Source organism: Nocardia sp. NPDC046473 (assembly GCF_040645995.1).
GTDB lineage: Bacteria > Actinomycetota > Actinomycetes > Mycobacteriales > Mycobacteriaceae > Nocardia.
This window is the reverse complement of sequence record NZ_JBEYZJ010000008.1, coordinates 426,208-445,815: the sequence shown is the minus strand read 5'-3', so window position 1 is coordinate 445,815 and position 19,608 is coordinate 426,208. Positions and strand designations below refer to the sequence as shown.

10 protein-coding genes (1 of these 10 only partly in view) are annotated in these 19,608 nt (G+C 66.3%); 7 read left to right on the top strand and 3 right to left on the bottom strand.

Going from position 1 to position 19,608, the window contains the following annotated elements:
• Window positions 1–3: 3 nt before the first annotated feature.
• Window positions 4–1,029, bottom strand: coding sequence for a beta-mannosidase (locus ABZ942_RS29575; protein WP_357387951.1), 1,026 nt, complete (start codon window positions 1,027–1,029; stop codon window positions 4–6).
• Window positions 1,030–1,212: 183 nt separating this feature from the next.
• Window positions 1,213–1,770 (bottom strand): helix-turn-helix domain-containing protein, encoded by a 558-nt coding sequence (locus ABZ942_RS29570; protein ID WP_357387610.1) that lies wholly within the window; start codon window positions 1,768–1,770, stop codon window positions 1,213–1,215.
• Window positions 1,771–1,970: 200 nt separating this feature from the next.
• On the opposite strand from ABZ942_RS29570, the gene ABZ942_RS29565 reads away from it, so the two are divergent.
• The 7 genes from ABZ942_RS29565 to ABZ942_RS29535 are packed head-to-tail and all read left to right on the top strand — an operon-like array spanning window position 1,971 to window position 9,214.
• Entirely contained in the window at window positions 1,971–3,314 is a 1,344-nt protein-coding gene (locus ABZ942_RS29565; protein WP_357387608.1) for an aminotransferase class I/II-fold pyridoxal phosphate-dependent enzyme, read from the top strand.
• The gene (locus tag ABZ942_RS29560) at window positions 3,311–4,474 is read left to right on the top strand and encodes an MFS transporter (RefSeq protein WP_357387606.1); all 1,164 of its coding nucleotides are present in this window, start codon (window positions 3,311–3,313) and stop codon (window positions 4,472–4,474) included. The genes ABZ942_RS29565 and ABZ942_RS29560 overlap by 4 nt, the downstream gene beginning before the upstream one ends.
• On the top strand, window positions 4,471–5,415 hold the full coding sequence (locus ABZ942_RS29555) for a sulfotransferase (protein WP_357387604.1): 945 nt from the start codon (window positions 4,471–4,473) through the stop codon (window positions 5,413–5,415). The genes ABZ942_RS29560 and ABZ942_RS29555 overlap by 4 nt, the downstream gene beginning before the upstream one ends.
• A 4-nt stretch (window positions 5,416–5,419) precedes the next feature.
• Complete coding sequence (locus ABZ942_RS29550; protein WP_357387602.1) at window positions 5,420–6,259, top strand: SDR family oxidoreductase; 840 nt, start codon at window positions 5,420–5,422, stop codon at window positions 6,257–6,259.
• 50 nt (window positions 6,260–6,309) lie between these two features.
• Window positions 6,310–7,185 (top strand): family 3 encapsulin nanocompartment shell protein, encoded by an 876-nt coding sequence (locus tag ABZ942_RS29545; RefSeq protein ID WP_357387600.1) that lies wholly within the window; start codon window positions 6,310–6,312, stop codon window positions 7,183–7,185.
• Window positions 7,186–7,194: 9 nt separating this feature from the next.
• The gene (locus tag ABZ942_RS29540; protein ID WP_357387598.1) at window positions 7,195–8,484 is read left to right on the top strand and encodes an FAD-dependent oxidoreductase; all 1,290 of its coding nucleotides are present in this window, start codon (window positions 7,195–7,197) and stop codon (window positions 8,482–8,484) included.
• A gap of 10 nt (window positions 8,485–8,494) precedes the next feature.
• Complete coding sequence (locus ABZ942_RS29535) at window positions 8,495–9,214, top strand: aspartate/glutamate racemase family protein (RefSeq protein ID WP_357387596.1); 720 nt, start codon at window positions 8,495–8,497, stop codon at window positions 9,212–9,214.
• Window positions 9,215–9,218: 4 nt separating this feature from the next.
• Here the strand turns inward: ABZ942_RS29535 and ABZ942_RS29530 are convergent, their stop codons facing one another.
• Window positions 9,219–19,608 carry the 3' portion of a non-ribosomal peptide synthase/polyketide synthase gene (locus ABZ942_RS29530; RefSeq protein WP_357387949.1) on the bottom strand. 10,277 nt of this gene lie beyond the right edge of the window, so only the last 10,390 of its 20,667 coding nucleotides appear in the window; its start codon lies beyond the right edge, outside the window; the stop codon is at window positions 9,219–9,221.

Below are 19,608 nucleotides of genomic sequence, written 5' to 3'. Positions count from 1 at the left end.
CGCTCACCCCACGGTGGTTCGCTCGGCGGCCAGCGACCAGAGCGGGTCGTCGGGGCCGACGTCGAAGGTGCACTGATCGGGTCGCGAGTCGGGCACGAAGGCCCAGATCAGCGCCCCGGCCGACCCGGCGGCGCGCTGCGCGACGAACTTCGCGTCCAGGTGCGCGCGGCGGTCTTCGGGACTGCCGCAGGATCCGGCCTCTTCACCGATCTCGGCCACCAGCAATGGTTTTCCCAGTTGGGCCGCCTGGCGCAGCCGAACGCCCAAGCCGTTCCATTGATCTCCGGGCAGCGAGTCACGGGTGTAGTCGTGGTACTCGACGACATCGATCTGAGGTGACGCGCTGACCGTGCGGAACTCATCGCCCTGGGTGCCGCACTGGCCGCCGCCCGCGTACCCGGCGAAGATCAGCCGGTGCGGATCTATCTCGCGCACAATGGTTCCCGCGTCATCCATGAACTTGCGCAGCACCGCCGCCGCATCCGGTGGGCAGGTGCGGGCGGGCAGATCGCAGTGGTTTCCCGTACAGTTGCTCGGTTCCGGTTCGCCGACGAGTTCCCACCCGGCAAGGACCGGAACACTCTTCCACCGATCTACCGCGGTTTTCGTCCAGTCACGGAAACTCATCACGGCCCGACCGGGAACCGGTCTGACGGTGGTCCAGCCGTTGACGTACCACTGCCGCTGTTTGAATTGCTCATCCGCACAACCACCGTCCTGCGGCGACAGCACCGGCAGCACGATCTGCCGGTGTTTCTCGGCAGCCGTGAACACCGCGTCCGCCGCACTGAAGTCCACTGCGCCGGTTCGTTTATTGATCGCCAAGGCTTGGAACAGGTTGAAGCGGGTCAACGAATTGGCAGGCAGCGCACCGAAGTAGCTGTCCAGGTCGGTCTGCGCGCCACACCCGAAGTTCACCGACCAGTTCGTCGCCAACTGCGGCGCGTTGAACCCGGCGGGCCACCACGGTGCACCACGCAGTCGCAACCCTTGCGGCGAGGCCGTGACCACCGCTTCCGCCGCAGGCAGCGTTGCACGCGGCGGTCGTCCGTCTTTGGGCGCGAAGGGATGATCCGAACAACCACACAGCACCAGACCGACGACGGCCAGTAGACCGGCGAGGCGAGCCCTCTCGGCAGCCACCGCCCGGCCTAACGCGCCGACTCGACTGAGAAACCCGGGCAATCGTGCGCATCACACGTGGTCACAGCCTCACGCTACGCGAATCCAACGCCCATCCGCGCTCGACACGACATCGCTACCCGTTGTCGTGCTGCCAGCCGCGCAGCGCCCACCCCCAGCGCAGGGTGTGCTGGACAGCACCCGGCCCGGCGGTGGCTCGAGCGACATCCCGGTCAGTCCCCACAGTCGGCGCAGGCGGTACTTGACCGTGTTGGTGTGCACATGCAGCGCGCCCGCTGCGGCGTCGAGCCGCTGCGCGGTCTGTACTCCGTATTCCGCAGTAACCAGACAGTGCGCGCCCCGCCGGATCCAGCCCGACTCGGCGCAGCTGTTCGAGGTCCGGATCGACCAGCGAATTCGGATCCGAACCCGCCTTGCGCAAGTACTCGACAAGGGCTGACAGCGCCACGGTAGTGCCGACAGGCATGCCCTCGTGCAACGCTTCCAGGGGCACTCCCTGTTCGGCGCGGTCGGCGCCGAGCTGCCGCGCCAAATCCAGCTCTTCGACCGAGAGCGGACGTTTCCCGGGCCTACGCGCCGATCGAATACACAAACCTGAATCCCGAATCGATCGCTATCGATCAACACATTTGGCCACCCGGACAAGTCGATCTCGGGCAAGCCCCAAGATCCGATGTCATTGCCGAGCAATCGATTTCGGGTATCCGGAATGAAAACTCGGTGTACCGTTTGCCCGAAACGTCCTGCTGCGTTTCGGAGGAGGAGCGCAGCGGGCGAGGCGGGCAGTAGCTCGCCGAGTTTTACGGGTAGTTGGGCAGGGAATTACAATGGCGGACAACGAAGTCGACCATTCGGCGGCAAATCGGCAGTTGCCCGGCGCGCGGAATGCCGCCGATACACAACTCGCCCTCGACGGTGGAAATCCCGTTCGATTGGAGCCATGGCCGACTTATGACCGCGGTGCGGTGTGCGTCCATCCCGAAGATGAGGAGGCGGCGCTGCGTGCGATCCGCAGCCACCTCTACTTCAGGTATGACTATCGTCCCGCGCACGAGACCGAGTGCAGCCAGTTCGAAGCGGAACTGTGCCGCTATTTCGACTGCAAACACGCACTGGCCACATCGAGCGGCACGACCGCCCTGGCACTGGCCATCATGGCCGCAGGCATCGAACCCGGCAGCCTGATCGCTTGTCCCGGTTTCACTTTCGCCGCGACACCGAGCGCCATCATCCTCGCCGGTTGTCAGCCATTCCTGGTCGATGTGGACGAAAACCTCCATTTGGACGTGGCCGACCTACGCAGCCGATGGACCCCACAGGTCAAGGCCATCATGGTGGTACATATGCGCGGCTTCGCCGGCGATATGGCCGCGCTGATCAGTTTCGCCGCGGAAATGGGAGTGCCGGTATTCGAGGACGCGGTCCCGGCGCTCGGCGCGGAACTCGGCGGTCGCAAACTCGGCACCTTCGGCCTGGCCGGCGCCTTCAGCACCCAGTCGGACAAGGCGCTCAACAGTGGCGAGGGCGGCTTCCTGCTCACCGACGACAGCGCTCTGTTCGCCCGCGCCACCGTGCTTTCCGGCGCCTACGAGGGTCGGCTGCGGCGACACTTCCCGGACGGCGAACCACCGATCGCCACCGACCTCGACCTGCCGCTGCTCAGTTTCCGAATGGACGAAATCCGGGCCGCGCTGCTGCGCGCCGAACTCCAAAGGCTGCCGATCCGGCTGGCCGCCTTCCGACGCAACTACGATTACGTCGCAACAGCATTGGCCGATATCGCAGGGATTCACATCCGGCGGCCGGTCGCGCCTGGCGCCTACCTGGGCGAGGCGTTCATCTTCCTGGTTCCCGCCGGCGCCGCGCAGTGGTTCGCGCGAGCGCTGTGCCACGAGGGCATCGAAGCACGCAACCTGGGCTCGGACGCCGACCACAATATCCGGGCCTTCTGGAACTGGCGGTTCATGTTCCCCGGCACGGACACCGCGGCCATCAAGGAACTGCTGCCCAACGCGACGAGCTATCTGCAACGGGCAGTAGATATTCCGCTCTCCTCGACGCTGTCGGAGGCCGACTGCGACCACCTCGTCGCGGCGGTACGCAAGGTCGTCGGCGCGCTCGCGGCAACCACCGATGAAGCCACCAGTTCCGCGCGGGCCGGACACCGATGACGGCGCCCTCCGAAACGGGAGCGTTCCCGCGCCTGGCGCTGGCCGGCGTGTTCGGCGGCCTGTTCTGCGGATACCTCGGCCTGTCCGCGGCGATTCCGGTGCTGCCCGCGCACGTGCGGGACCAGTTCGGCGCGGGCGATCTCGCGGTCGGCCTCGCGGTCACCGCCACCGCCCTCACCGCGCTGCTCACCCGGCCGATCTTCGGCGGGCTGGCCGACCGGCACGGACATCGCACCGTCATGCGGTGCGGCGCGCTCGCCATCGCGGCGGGCGGGCTGCTCTACTTCCTGCCGATCGGTTTCGCGGGCCTGATGGTGGCGCGGCTGCTTGCCGGTGTCGGCGAGGCGGCGCTGTTCGTCGCGGGCGCGGTGTGGACCGTCTCGCTGGCGCCGCACAGTCGGCGTGGTCAGGTGATCGGGCTGTACGGCGTCGCCATGTGGGGCGGCATCTCGCTGGGTACCGCGCTCGGTGCGGTGTTGCGGCACTTCGGCATTGACGCGGTGTGGGCATTCTGCGTCGCCGCACCGCTCGTCGGTCTCGTCCTGATCAGCATCGTGCCACCGCAACCGCACGTCGAGCCCTCGGGCGGCGGACGCGGGCTGATGTTGCGGCCCGCCGTGCTGCCCGGCCTCGGCCTCGCACTCGGCGCCGCCGGCTATGTCGGCCTGGCCGCGTTTGTCATCACCGGCCTGCAGGAACGCGGAATCGACTCGGGCGTCATCGTTTTGAGCACCTTCAGCGCCGTGTACGCGGGCACCCGCCTGGTCATCGGGCATCTGCCGGACAGGCTCGGACCGCGCCGGGTCGCATCCTGGTGTGGCGCAGGCGAAGCCGCGGGATTGCTGATCATCGCCTGGGCACCGAACCTGCCGCTGGCGGTGCTCGGGGCCGTGGTGATGGGGGTCGGGTTCTCGCTGCTGCATCCCTCGCTGGCCTTGATGGTCATGAACAACACCGAAAGCTCCAAGCAGGGTGCGGCACTCGGCGCATACACCTCGTTCTGGGATCTGGGCCTATTCGTGTGGGGCCCGGCCACCGGCGCGATCGCAGCCGGCTTCGGCTACCCGGCCGTCTTCGTGGTCGGTGCGGCCTGCGCGCTCGCGGCCTCGGTGCTGGCCATGACGATCCGGCAATCGGTGATTACGGAAAAGGCGATATGACGAACACACCATCGGGCAGCGCACCGCTGAAGGTCCTGTGCATCACCGGCTGGTGCCGCAACGGCAGCACCATCATCGGCAATATCCTCAACGAGATCCCCGGCCTGTTCCATGTCGGTGAGCTGCATTTTCTGTGGAAGAACGCGGCGGGCCGCGGGGTGAACGAGGACTGCGGCTGCGGGCGAAAGCTGGTCGACTGCCCGGTCTGGTCGACGATCCTGCCGGTCGGCCAACCCGCGGGAACCACCTTGGTGGAGCACGCCGACACCGTCATCGGGCGTCAGCTCAGCAGCGTTCGAACCAGGCACACCTGGCGGGTGCTCCGGGGCCTGCGCAGCGAGCAGCTCCGCGCGCATGCCGCCTTGATGACCGAGATCTACCAGGCCATCGCGAAACGCACTGAATCGCGGGTGATCGTCGATACCTCGAAGGTCCCCGGCGAAGCGGCACTGCTCGCCTACCTGGACGGCATCACCCCGTACTACGTCCATCTCGTCCGTGATCCCCGCGCGGTGGCCCAATCATGGAGTAAGCCGAAGGAATACGTGTACGCCATGGGGCCGGGTAAGAGCACCGGCTACTGGACCGGCTTCAATCTGGCCTCGCACGCGATCATCAAGAGCTATCCGGAACGGTCGATGTTCCTGCGGTACGAGGACTTCATCGCCGATCCGGCGGGCACCATCGACCAACTGCTGCGACTGATCGACAGCGACACCGCGGCCAACCCGCTCACCGATCGAACGGTCGAGTTGCACACCAATCACACGGTCACCGGGAACCCGGACCGGTTCAACATCGGCGCCACCGTCATCCGTCCGTCCGACGACTCCTGGCGGACCAAGCTGCCGAGGTCGGCCAAGCGCACGGTCGCGGCCCTGTCGTGGCCGCTCGCGCGCCGGTACGGATACGAGTTCGGCACTGCGGACGGAAAGGGCTAGCCGAGTGGATCTGGGACTGGAGAACAAGGTCGCATTGGTAGCGGGCGGATCGAGCGGGATCGGGCTGGCGATCGCCAGGGAGCTGGCCGCCGAGGGTGCGCATGTCGCCATCGGCGCGCGCGACCCAGAACGGCTCGTGGCGGCAGAACGGGCCGTCAAAGAGGTTGCGCGCGGCCGGGTGTACGCGACCAGTGTGGATATCACCGACAGCGCGGCAACCCACCGCTGGATCGACGAGGTCGCCACGGAGTTCGGCGGCCTGCACATCGTCGTCGTCAGCGGCGGCACTCCGCCGACCGGCAATGCGGCGGCCTTCGAGATATCGGACTACCGGGCGGCGGTCGACGGGGTGTTGCTGCCCGCCGTCGACCTGGCACTTACCGCATTGCCGCACCTGCGGAGTGCGCGCTGGGGCAGGCTGCTGTTCGTCGCGTCGGAGACGGCGAGCGTCCCGATCAGCGGCCTGGCCATGTCCGGCGTCACCCGCGCGGCCATCGTGCGGTTCGCCCAGTCCCTCGCCGCCGAGGTGGGCCGGGACGGTGTCACGGTCAACGTGCTCGCACCGAGCGCGACCCGCACTCCCCTGCTGGAACGCGTTGCGGCACAACGAGCTATCGACGGCGGGCGCGAAGCACAGTTCGACGCGATGGGCACCCACACGGCGGTCGGCCGGATCGCCCGCCCGGAGGAGATGGCCGCCGTGGCCGCCTTCCTGGCGAGCGCGCGGGCCTCCTACCTCACCGGCACGGTCCAGTTGGTCGACGGCGGGGCGAGCGTGCTCGGCCCGACCTCGGCGCACCTGCCCTGGGAAGCCGAAGTCACCGGCTCCGCGAAATCGGAGTGAACAGCACAGCTCTCGGCACCGTTTGCCGATGACAGGGAAGGAATCACTACATGCTGAAGACCGAAGGCATCAAAGAGACGCTGGCTCAGGTCGTTTCGGACCGGAAGAAGGAACTGTCGCCGGGGCGGATGTTCGTCGAGGCCTGCGCGGAGCAGGGACGCGACGCGTCGGTCGAGTACGACGTGACCATCACCGACACCCTGACCAGCTCGCGCCGCAAACCGCGCTATCCCGCCCGCAATGTGCTCAAAGCCATTGACCTGTCCCGTGATCCACGCAAGTTCTACTGGCACGAGAGCGCGCCCGGCACCGACGACGCGCCGATCGAGGGTGCCGAGGTCCGCCGCGAACTGGCCAGCCGATTCCACAAGTCGCCGATCCCGGAACTGCTCCCCACCACCGCCTGGGTACAGGTGCCGCCCGAAATGTGGGAGGACCCCGAGACTTTCGAATCGTTCATCAACTACCGGTTGATCGTCCGGCTCTGCACCGCCGAGAACTACACCATCATCAGCGGCGAGGGCGGCCTGCTGAACATTCCTGGCATCGCACGGATAACCAACCCCGGCCCCTTCGCCTCGACGATCCTGTGGGCTTGCAACGAAGTCGAGCAGATGGGCGGCACCGCCGACGGTCTGATCATCAACCCGGTCGACTACTACCGCGCCATGGGCACCGGCCGCCTGATGGCCGACCTCGAGGAGAACGGCGTCTTCATCTGCCGCACCCGCCTGGTCGAGCCGGGCAGCGCCATCGTCGGCGACTTCGGCCACGGGGCACAGCTTTTCGATGCGGGACGTTCGGTGATCCGTTTCGCCGAGCCGCCGCCGGGGACCTTCGCCGAGCCGGGTGACGCAGTCATGGCGCAGATCTACGAGCGGGTCGTGGTCAACCTACCCACCAACTTCTTCGTCGTGACCGTGTAGGTCGGATCCGTGACGAGTGAGGCGGCGGCCCCTGTTCGCAGCGACCCGGATGTGGTGGTCGTCGGCGGCGGGGTCGCCGGGTTGTTCTGTGCCTATCACCTGCGCCGCGGTGGGGCCGCCGTGACAGTGCTCGAGCGTGGTGGGTTGGGTGGGCCGCAGTCGTGCTCCTACGGGAATACCGGTTTCGTCGGCACCCATGGCGCCGCACCGCTGGCCGAACCTGGGATGCGTTCGTTTCGTTCGCTCGGCATGCTGAGTGCGGAAGCGCCGTTCTACCTCGAGTTGCGAGCCGACCGTGAATTGTTGCGCTGGCTCCGGCTTTTCGGTCGAGCCTGCACCCCGGCGGCCGCAGCGGCCGGGTTCCGCGCATTGATCGGGATGAAGAAGCGCAGTCTGGAGATACTGCTCGAACTATGTGAATCACCAAGTATTGCCGCAACTTTCGAGTCGCCGGGCATCGTGCTGGCTTACAAGACCGCGCAGGGGTTTGCCGACGCCGGCCGGGCCGTCTCGCGAACCGTCGCCAACGCAGTTCCGCTGCGCGTCCTCGGCCCCGGAGAGCTCGACGAGCTCGAGCCGAAGACCCGCTTCGACATCCGCGGTGCCCTGTACAACCCCGAAGGCGCGTATCTGCATGTGCCGGAGTTCGTCGTCGAATTCGGCCGGATGCTGCGCGAGATGGGCGTCGAAATCTGCGAACACACCGATCTGACCGGCTTCGAGATCAAAGCGGGGAAAATCGAACGGCTACAGACCAATCGCGGGGACTTTCGCCCTCGCGACGTGGTCGTCGCCGCAGGCGCGTGGTCGACCGAGTGCGCACGGATGGCGGGCATCGGCCTGACGTTGCAACCGATCAAGGGTTACAGCGTCACCATGGATATGCCACCCAGCGGCCCCAGTCGGCCGGTGTTGCTGAGCGAGGGCCGCATGGCGATGGTGCCCCTGGGTGAGCGGCTGCGCATCGGCGGCAGGCTCGAGCTCACCGGAATGAGCACCGCCATTTCCGAACGGCGCGTACAAGGAATGCTGCGTACCGTCAATGAGTACCTGCCCGACCTGGAGAAAACCCCGACCCGCGAGACCTGGAGCGGCTTGCGTCCCTGCACGCCGGACGGGGTGCCACTCATCGGCCGCACCGCTCTGCGCAACCTCTTGATCGCAGTCGGCTACGGCCACATCGGCATGGGCCTCGCGCCCGCAGGCGGCGAACTCATCGGCCAAATCCTGGCCGGCGAGCAACCCACCACCGACCCGGCCCCACTGCGGCCGGACCGTTTCGACAGCACAATCTCATAAGGCGTTAACAGTGATCGAACACCCAGGTGTCAAAGGCGACACCACAATCGGCGTCCTCTGCCTCGACACCGCATTCACAAAAATCCCCGGCCACATCCGCAACCGAGCAACCTTCGACTTCCCCGTGCGCTACCAGGTGGTGCAAGGCGCAACGCCACAGCGGATGGTCACCGAGGCCGACCCAACCCTGCTGGAGCCGTTCATCATCGCGGCCAAGGAACTGCAAGCCCAAGGGGTGGCGGCGATCACCAGCGGCTGTGGCTTCCTCGTCATCTTCCAACAGCAACTGGCCGACGCCGTCCACATCCCGCTGTACAGCTCCAGCCTGATCCAGCTCCCCATGGTGCACCGCATGCTCGCCGCAGATCGAAAAGTCGGCCTCCTGGTCGCCAAAAAAGCAGCCCTCACCCAACGCCACCTGGCAGCCATCGGCGGCGAATCCATACCCCTCTGCATAGCCGGAATGGACAGCCGACCAGAATTCCGCGAGGTCATCCTCGAAGGCCGCCGCAACAACCTCGACGCCGAACGCCTCGGCCAGGAAGTACTTCACGAAATCGACCAACTGGCCGCCGCCAACCCGGACATGGGCGCCCTGGTAATCGAATGCACCGACCTGGTCCCCTACGCCCACGCCATCCAAGCCCGCCTCAACCTTCCCGTCTTCGACATAGTCACCCTCACCGAAATGGTCCACCGAAGCTTGTCCCACCGCCCCTTCCGCGGGTAGAACCTCACCGCAGCAGGTTGTTCAGCAATCGGCCTACCAGGTTCATGTTTTCCGGGCGATCGAAATCGCCGTGCGCGCACTCGACCTCCAGTACTTCTATCCGGCCGCCGATATGGCCGTGCCAGGCTTGCTCGAGGTCGGTCTGGAAATCGGCCTTTCGATTGCCTGCTTCGTCCAGGGCTGCGCCGAATATCGTCATGTCGCCGTCGTAGCAGGGTGCGGTGTAGCCATCGAGCAGTTTGCTGTTGTTGATGAGCACCTTGGTCGCCTGCTCGACCAGGCGTTGAATATCGGGAGATTCGAGTTGGTCGCCGAATCTGTCGGCAGCCCAGGCTCGGATGCCTGCCATGGCGTCGTCTTCGGACACGTCGGGTTCGGCGGCGGACGCGACCGGCGGTTTGCTGTCCAGGATGCCGAGGAATCCGACCTGCACGCCACGCTGCGCGAGTTCGCACGCCAACGCGTGCGCGAGGATTCCGCCGTACGACCAGCCCAGCAGATAGACCGGGCCCGCTTCCTGGAAGCTCAGGATGTGGTCGATGTAGTCCGCCAGCATTTCCTGGAAGGATTCGGCGACCGGACCGCCGTCCAGTCCGCGCGATTGAATGGCGAAGACCGGCCGGTCGGGCAGGTGGCGTCCGAGCTGCTGGTAGAACCAGCCGAGACCGCCGCCGGGATGCAGGCACCACAGCGGATTGCGTGATCCGGTGCTCTTCAGTTTCAGCACCGGATCGAAATCGGTACCCGCGCAAGCACCTTCGTCGAGCCTGGTCACCAGTTCGGCGACGGTGGGCGCGTCGAATATCACCCGCACCGGGACCTCGACCCCCAATGTCACCCGAATCCTGCTGGTGAGGCGGGTCGCCAGCAGCGAGTGGCCGCCGAGGGCGAAGAAGTCGTCGTCGATACCGACCCGGTCGAGTCCGAGAATTTCGGCGAACAACTCGGTCAGCGTCCGTTCTCGCTCGGTGCGCGGAGCGCGGAATTCCTTCGCGGACACCAACTCCGGGTCCGGCAGGGCCTTGCGATCGAGCTTGCCGTTTGCGGTCAACGGCACCGAGTCGATCACGATCACCGTCGCGGGCACCATGAATTCGGGCAGCCGCTCGGTCACCCATCGACGCACCTCGGCGGCGAGCAGACCCGCGTGCGGGCTGTTCGCGTACCCGGCGGGATCGCCGACCGGTGACGGTGCGACGTACACGTCGGCCAATGATCGGCCCTGCGCTGTCACGGCGTCGAGGAAGACCGCATCCATGTGGCCCGGTTGCGTGGACCAGGTGACCGCGGTGGTGTACCCGAGTTCCTGCCCGAGTACGTGCAGGTCTTCAGGCAGCAAGCCCTCGTCCATGCGAGCGGCGTGATCAGCGACTATTCCTTCGAAACTCACTGCGAGCGGGGCCGTTTGCCCACCTGCGGTCACCGGCTCCCCGGTTCGGATGCGCTGGGTGGCTTCGATTTGGCCGGTCAGCCCCGCGTGCGGGATACCGGTGACGCGAACGCCGGCCTGCCGTCGCGTGCGCAGGAACGCCCGCAACCAAACATGGTCGCAGAACTCCACTTTCGGCGTGTCGGTCACCGAGACCGGCGTCGCGGGCGCCTTGTGCAGGACCGCGTCGTAGCGATACCGGGTCAGCTCGTTCACCGAGAATCCGCGTTTGAGTTCGACATCGACGGCACCGAGGTCGAGGACGCGACGCAGCGCCAGGAAGTAGTCCGGTGCCAGCAGCAGCTCCTGTTCCGCGGTGATGTCGCGACGAACTCGATCAGCAACGGCAGCGGGATCGTCGCCGCCGTTGCGCGCGATCTGCACGGCGGTGGTGAACTCCTCCAGCAGCGCCAGATTGCGGACGTCGCCGACGAACACCGCACCGCCAGGAGCCAGCAGTCGCAATACCTGTTCGAGGACCCGGCGGAGATACCGCTCACCCGGGAAGTACTGGATGACCGAGTTCAATACCACTGTGTCGAAGTAACTTTCGGGCAGCCCGTCGGTGTCCTCGGCGCTGCGCACACTCAGGAACACGCGATCGGCCAACTCGCTGTCGAGTTCCGCCACCTGTCGGCGCAGCGTGGCGATCGTCGCCGCCGAGAAGTCCGACGCCCAATACTCGTCGCAGTCGGGTACCAGCTGCGACATCAACAAACCTGAACCGACGCCGATTTCGAGCACCCGTCGCGGTTTCAGGCCGCGAATCCGGTCGACCGTGGCCGACCGCCACTCACGCATCTGCTCCAGCGGAATCGGCGCCCCGGTGTAGCTGCTGTTCCAACCGCCGAAATCCGCGCCGAACCCGGCACGATCCGCCCCGCCGACCTCGACACCGCTGTCCACACCCGAATACAGGTCGTCGTACACCCGACGCCACTGACCGACGAGCTCATCCTCACCGGCCACCGGCCCGGCCTGGTCCGCAACCACATACCCGACCAACTGCTTACCGCCGGTGTCGGTGTCGTGCACCACGACCACCGCCTGAGATACCGACGGATGTTGCGCCAGCACCGTTTCCACTTCACCGGGCTCGACGCGGAACCCTCGGATCTTGACCTGATCGTCGATCCGGCCGACGAACTCCAACTGCCCGCCGGTATTCCACCGCACCACGTCACCGGTGCGATACAACCGACCACCAGCCGGATCGAACGGATCGGCCACAAACCGCGCCGCAGTCAACCCCGCTCGTCCGCGATAGCCACGCGCCAACTGGGAACCGGCGACATACAACTCACCGGCAACGCCCACCGGAGTCGGCACCAACCGCGAATCCAGCACATACACCCGCGTATTGGCCACCGGCGTACCGATCGGCACCGCACCGTCGAGGTCGCCCACCGCGTCGTAATCGGTCACACACACCGTGGTCTCGGTGGGCCCGTAACCGTTCATGACCTGGACACCGGCGCACAGCGCGGTCAGCTTCCGGACAACAGTCTCGGTCACCTCCGCACCACCGACGAGCACCCGGCGCAACGTCCGCAATGGATTGTCGGGCAACGATTCGACGTGATCGATCAACGCCGACATCATCGGTGGTGTCGCGAACATCTTTGTCACCGAGCGGCTTTCCACCAGCCGGGCGATCTCCACCAGATCCGATCGCTGCTCACCGGCCAGCACCACCGTGGCGCCATTACACAAAGCGGGCCAGATCTCGTAGGTCGAGGCATCGAACGCGATCGAAGAATGCGCAAGCACCCGATCCGCGGTGGAGGTCTGCCACGCCGAGGCGACCAGGCGCACCACATTACGATGCGTGATACCAACACCTTTAGGGACGCCGGTGGAGCCGGATGTGTAGATCACGTACGCGAGATTCTGCGGTCCCGCTGCGACAACGAGAGCCGGACCCGCTGAGTCGAGTGTGTCGAGGTGCAGACGCGGTGCTGCCGTATCGGGCAGCAGTCCCGCGGTGCTGGAGTCGGTCACGACGACCACCGGCGCGGCGTCGGTGAGGATGAACGACAACCGATCCGAGGGATACCCGGGATCGATCGGCAGATACCCGCCACCGGCCTGCAACACCGCCAGCAACGCCACGACCAGTTCCGCGGATCTGGGCAAGGCGACCGCGACAACATCATCCGGACCCACTCCGCGCGAGATCAGCACGCGCGCAAGCGTGTTCGCGCGAGTATCGAGTTCTCGATACGAGAACTCCGTCTCACCACAGATCACCGCTGCCGCATCCGGAGTACGAGCGACGTGCGTCTGGAACAGCTCGACCAGAGTGCGGTCCTCGACATCGACCGAGGTGTCGTTCCACCTGACCAATAGCAGGTCACCTTCATCGGCGTCGAGCACGTCGATCGACCCCACCGGCGTACCCGGGTCCGATACGACCTGCCGCAGTATCCGCCCCCACCGTGCGACCATCGCCTCGACCGTGGACCGATCGAACAACTCGGTCGCGTATTCGACGAACCCGCCCCATTGTTGACCGGCGGGCGCATCGGCGATGTTGAAGAACAGGTCGAACCGCGAGGTCGCGATCGACGCGTCGTAGGGCTCGACCCGCACTCCCGGCAAGTCCATCGTCGGCAGCGTGTTGTTTTGAAATGCCAACGACACCTGGAACAGCGGGTGATGCGCCGCCGACCGCGTCGGGTTGAGCAACTCCACCAGCAATTCGAACGGCGCGTCCTGATTCTCGTACCCGGCCAGCGCTTTCGCCCTGACCTCGCCGAGAATCTCGGTAAACGACACGGCGGGCGCCACTTTCGCCCGCAGCACCCACGAGTTGACGAAGAACCCGACCAGCTCGGTCAACGCCTCGTCGGTGCGGCCGGCCACCGGTGCGCCGATCGGAATGTCCTCCCCCGCACCGAGTTTGAACAGCAGTACCGCCAACGCCGACTGCAACACCATCGACACCGTCGCGCCCTCGCGAGCGGCCAATCGTTCCAGTCCCGCCCTGGTGTCGGCGTCGATGCCGAAGACGACCATGTCCCCGCGGTAACTGGCGACCCGCGGCCGCGGCCGATCGATAGGCAACCGCAGCTGCTCCGGCAGCCCGTCGAGTTCACGACGCCAATAGTCGAACTGCTGCGACAGCACGCTGTCGGGATCGGTCTGCGAACCCAGCAGGTCCTGCTGCCACAACGTGTAATCCACGTACTGCACCGGCAGCGGCGACCACCCCGGCGCGCGATCCTCGGCGCGCGCGGCATATGCCACCGAAAGATCCCGCAGCAACGGCGACATCGACCAACCGTCACCGGCGATGTGGTGAATCAACAGCACGACGACACACTCGTCCGTGCCGTATCGCACCACCGTGACCCGAATCGGGATCTCGGTGGACAGGTCGAACCCGTATCGCACCGCCCCGCTCACCGCCGCATCTACCTCGGCAGGTGCCACCTCGGTGACCTTCACCGGGACCTCGACACTGCCGACCTCGAGCACCCGCTGGGTCGGGACACCATCGGCTTCGACGAAGACAGTGCGCAGACTCTCGTGCCGCGCGACGACATCACCGGCCGCGGCGGTCAACACCGACACATCCACCCCGCGCAGCCGCACTGCCAGCGGAATGTTGTACGTGGCCGACGGCCCCTCCAGCCGGTGAATGAACCACAACCGCCGCTGCGCGAACGACAACGGCACCACATCCGGCCGCGGCCGAGCCAGCAACGCCGGACGCATCCGCACCCCGGCATCGAGCCGACTCACCAACTGCGCCACCGTCGGCGCATCGAACACCGTCCGAATCGGCACCTCGACCCCGAGCACCACCCGAATCCGGCTGATCAGCCGGGTAGCCAGCAGCGAATGACCACCCAACTCGAAGAAGCTGTCGTCGACCCCGACCTGCGCGCGCCCCAGGACCTCACCGAACAGTTCGGCCACCATCCGCTCCTGGAGCGTGCCGGGCGCCCGATACGCCACCGAGGACACCAGCTCGGGCACGGGCAGCGCGGCTCGATCGAGCTTCCCGTTCGCGGTCAGCGGCACGGCGTCGATCACCAGCACCGCCGCGGGCACCATGAACTCCGGCAGCCGCTCGGCGGCGAACCGGCGCACCTGGCCGCCATCGATGCCGTCGGCGACCACATAGCCGATCAGCTGCTTGCCGCCAACGGCGGTGTCACGCACCACCACGACGGCCTGGGAGACCGAAGGATGTTGGGCCAGTGCGGTTTCGACCTCACCGGGCTCGACGCGGAAGCCCCGGATCTTGACCTGATCATCGATCCGGCCGACGAACTCCAACTCCCCCGCGGCATTCCACCGCACCACATCACCAGTGCGATACAACCGACCACTAGCCGGGTCGAACGGATCGGCCACAAACCGCGCCGCAGTCAACCCCGCCCGTCCGCGATAACCCCGGGCCAACTGCGCACCGGCCAAATACAACTCACCAGCGACCCCGACCGGCACCGGCGCCAACCACGAATCCAGCACGAACGCCCGCACATTGGCCAGCGCCGACCCGATCGGCACCGAACCGCCCTCGAAGCGTTCCCCCGGGTCGAACGACCGTCGAATCGCGAAAGTCGTTGTCTCGGTAGGCCCGTACGTGTGCACGAGGCGCGTCTGCGGGCACAACCGCAACGCACGATCGAACACCTCCGTCGGCATCTCCTCGCCGCCCGTCCACACCTGGCGAAGCCCGGCGAGCGCCTCGGGGCAGTGATCGACGAACAATTCGAACAATCGAGTGGTGAGAAATGCCCCGGTAACCCCGCTTCCCACGAGCAATCTGCCGAGCGCCGCGATATCGGTGCGCTCCGACGGCGCGACAACTACCCGGCCGCCGCCCAACAGCGGAACCCATATCTCATAGGTAGAGGCATCGAAGGCGACCGAGGAATGCACCAGCACGCTGTCGTGTGCACCGCCCCGCCACTCCTGCTTGGTCGCGAATGCCACCACATTGCGGTGCGTGACGGCAACGCCTTTGGGCACACCGGTGGAGCCGGACGTGTAGATGACGTACGCCAGATTCTGCGGCCCCACCGCGACAATTCGCCCCAGACCGGGCCCGTCCGGCGCCAGCGTCTCGAGGTAGAGGTGCGGTGTTTCCGAAGCGGGCAACAAGTGGGCCGTAGCGGAATCGGTCACGAGAACAACCGGGGCCGCGTCGCCGAGGATGAAGGACAATCGGTCCGAGGGATAAGCCGGATCGATCGGCAGATACGCGCCACCGGCTTTCACTACCGCCAGCAACGACACGATCTGCGCTACCGATCGCGGCAACGCGACCGCGACAACGCTATCCAGACCAACTCCACGCGAAACCAGCTCTCGGGCAAGGCGATCGGCACGAAGGTCGAGGTCTCGGTATGTCAGCTCGTCGTCACCGTAGACGATCGCGACCGCATCCGGAGCGGCGGCGACCTGCAACTGAAACTGTCCGATGATGGTGGTGTCGGGAATATCGGCGGCGGTGTCGTTCCATCGACGCAGTACCGACTCGCGTTCCTCGCTACCGAGGACATCGATCGCTCCCACCGCGACATCCGAATCCGTCACGATCTGCCGCAGTATCCGCACGAACCGGGTTGCCAACGCTTCGACCGTGGCCCGATCGAAGGAGTCGATGCGGTACTCGAAGTGCAGTTGCAAGGCCGGGGCGGCATTGGCCACGACCGTCAGGGGATAGTGCGACGGTGTTTTGGGTTGTACGTCGGTGATCGCGACACCAGTTGACGCCGCGGCCGCTCCTATTCCGGTCTGATCGACGGGATAGGACTCGAACCCGATCAGGGTGTCGAACAAGACATTCAACCCGGTCGCCTGGTGGATATCGACCAGCCCGACGTGATGATGATCCAGCAGCGCGGCCTGACGGGCTTGCAGCCCGGTCAGCACATCGGTGAGGGTGTCGCCGGGACCGAACCGTACGCGCACCGGCACGGTATTGATGAACAGCCCGACCATCGAATCCACGCCCGCCAGCACCGGCGGCCGACCCGACACGGTCACGCCGGTGATCACGTCGTGACGGCCGGTCGATACGGCCAGCAGAATCCCCCACCCACCTTGCACGACAGTGTTCAGGGTGATCCCGAGGGCCGTGGCCCGCCGGCTCAATGCCAGCGCCGTCTCCTCCGACAGCGGCACGTCGAACCGTGATATCTCGCCCGCGACAGCATTCCCGGCCTGGCCCGCAAGCAGCGTGGGCTCGCGCACGCCGTCGAGCTCCCGAGTCCACGCCTGGACACCGGCCCGGAGATCCTGCTCGCGCAACCACTTCAGGAACTCTTTGAAGGCGGGCGGCTGCGCCAACGCAGTGACCGAACCGTAGAGGCCGAACAGATCTCGGATCAGTAGCGGCAGCGACCAGCCATCCATCAGTACGTGATGGGCGGTGAACACCAGCTGCGACCGATCGTCGGTCAGCAGCACGAGCGTCAACCGCAGCAACGGCGGCACCGTGACGTCGAAATGCGTGTGCTGGTCCTCGATCAGCAACCGCTCCGCCGCCACCGCACGTGCAGGCTCGTCGAATTCACGCAAATCCAGCACGCGCCAAGGTAATTCGACACCGTCGACCACGACCTGCACCGGATCACCATGGGCGCCGGCGACAAAGCCCACCCGCAGATTCGGATACCGATCCAGCAGCCCTTGACCGGCCACCCGCATCCGTTGCGGATCCACTCGTCCGGCCAGCCCGAAAACGACCTGCATGTGATAGGCGTCGAACCCCGAACCCGCGAAAACCTGATGAAACAGCAACCCCGACTGCATCGAAGTCAACGGCCACACATCCACCAACCCGGGATACCGAGCCTCCAGCACCTCGATCTCACCCTGATCCAACGGCGCCAACAGGTCCGACGCCGTCAGGCCACCCGCGCCCGGCATAGTGGCATGCCGGGCCAATCCGATCGCCGCGCTCCGCCACAGCTCGGCCAACTCCCGAATCTCGGTCTCTGCCAACACTCCAGCAGGCGCGGCGGATACGGCCTGCAGCACCGGCCCCTCGTCGGTATCGACGACCAACATGTTCACCGTCAGCGCCGACATCGCGGGCATCGCCGGATCCAGCGGCGTGATCAGCTGTCCGACCTCGGCCGACGGCGTCCAGCCCACGCCGCGCAGTCGTTGCGGCAGCAGGTCCATCGAGGTGACCCGGCCCAGGTAGTTGAAGCCGATCTGGCCGGTCGAATACTGTTGCAGCACAGCGGCTGTCTCGGGATTGAGATACCGAAGCAACCCGAATCCGATGCCCTTGCCTGGCACGCCGCGCAGTTGTTCTTTGACCGACTTCACCAACGCGCCCGCAGCCGGACCACCGGCGCACAGCTGCTCCCACTCCGAGGCCGACGCGGCCAATCGCACCGGGAACACGCTGGTGAACCAGCCGACGGTGCGGGAAAGGTCGGCACCGGGCACGGTATCCTCTTCGCGGCCATGGCCTTCCAACCGGATCAACACCGACTCCGCACGCGCACCGTGCTCGTCACGCCAGCGGGTCACGGCCGCGGCCAACGCCGCCAGCAGCCCGTCCTCGACGCCACCATGGAACACCGCCGGCAACGTGGTCAGCAGCGGTTCGGTCACCGAGACCGGAATCTGGACCTGAACATGCTCGACGGTGGCCATCACGTCGACGACGGGATCTAAGGCCCGACTACCCAAGATCGGCTCGGGCCCATCGAGAACCGAAGCCCACCAGGGCAACTCGGCCACCCGCTCCGGTCGGGTCGCTTGCTCGACCAACCCGTGCGCCCACCGCCGCATCGACGTCCCGGCCGCCGGCAACACCGGAGACAGCCCCGCCGACACGTCCTGCCACGCAGACGCCAAGTCCGGCAACAGAATCCGCCACGACACACCATCAACCACCAGATGATGAGCCACGATCGACAGCCAGCCCGGCCGGGTATTTCCGGCATCGAACCACACGAACTGCACCATCACCCCGGCTGCAGGCGCCAACCGTTCGACCGCAGCCCCCACCTGCGCCATAATCGCCTCGGCCTTATCGCCGTACTGCTCCTCGACGGCGGCTATCTCGACGCGGTACAGCAGCCGATCCACATCCACGCCGCCCGCAGGCTCGACCTCGAGCCCCGCGCCACGCTCGTCCTCGACCAACCGCGACCGCAAGACATCGTGCCGATCGAGCACCGCGGCCAACGTCGCCACCAACCCGGCCCGATCAATCCCCACCGGCAGATCCAGCGACATCGACTGCGTGAAGCTGTCGAATCCCGCGCCCAGGTCCCGCACGAACTGTGCCACCGGCAGCAGCGGCATCCACCCGGCGCCACCACCGTCCAGCTCCGCCAACACGGGCCCGCTCACCGCACGGGTGTGCGCGACCGCCGCCAACGCCGCTGCCGTCCGATGCTCGAACACCTCCCGCGGACTGACCTCCACCCCCAGCTCCCGGGCCCGCGACACCACTTGAATCGAGCGAATACTGTCGCCACCCAGCTCGAAGAAGCTGTCGTCCACACCCACCCGTGGCACGCCGAGCACCTCGGCGAACACACCGGCCAGCACCTGTTCCTGATCCGTACGCGGTGCGCGATACGCCACCGACGAGCTCAGTTCCGGATCCGGCAGCGCCTTGCGGTCGAGTTTGCCGCTCGCGGTCAACGGCACCGCGTCGATCACCAGCACCACCGTCGGCACCATGAAGTCCGGCAGCCGCTCGGCGGCAAACCGCCGCACCGCTCCCCCGTCCAGTCCGTCAGCACCCGCACGGTCGGCGACTACGTATCCGATCACCTGCTTGTTGCCGACGCCTCGTGCCACCACGACCGCTTGGGATACCGACGGATGCTGTGCCAGAACGGTTTCCACCTCGCCGAGTTCCACCCGGAAGCCGCGAATCTTGACCTGATCATCGACCCGGCCCACGAACTCCAACTGCCCGAGGGCATTCCAGCGCACGACATCGCCGGTGCGATACAGCCGACCACCCGAC

Excerpts from the sequence above, each read along its gene's own strand:
- ABZ942_RS29565 (WP_357387608.1), top strand. The coding sequence starts at position 1,971 with ATGGCGGACAACGAAGTCGACCATTCGGCGGCAAATCGGCAGTTGCCC.
- ABZ942_RS29560 (WP_357387606.1), top strand. The coding sequence starts at position 3,311 with ATGACGGCGCCCTCCGAAACGGGAGCGTTCCCGCGCCTGGCGCTGGCC.
- ABZ942_RS29555 (WP_357387604.1), top strand. The coding sequence starts at position 4,471 with ATGACGAACACACCATCGGGCAGCGCACCGCTGAAGGTCCTGTGCATC.
- ABZ942_RS29545 (WP_357387600.1), top strand. The coding sequence starts at position 6,310 with ATGCTGAAGACCGAAGGCATCAAAGAGACGCTGGCTCAGGTCGTTTCG.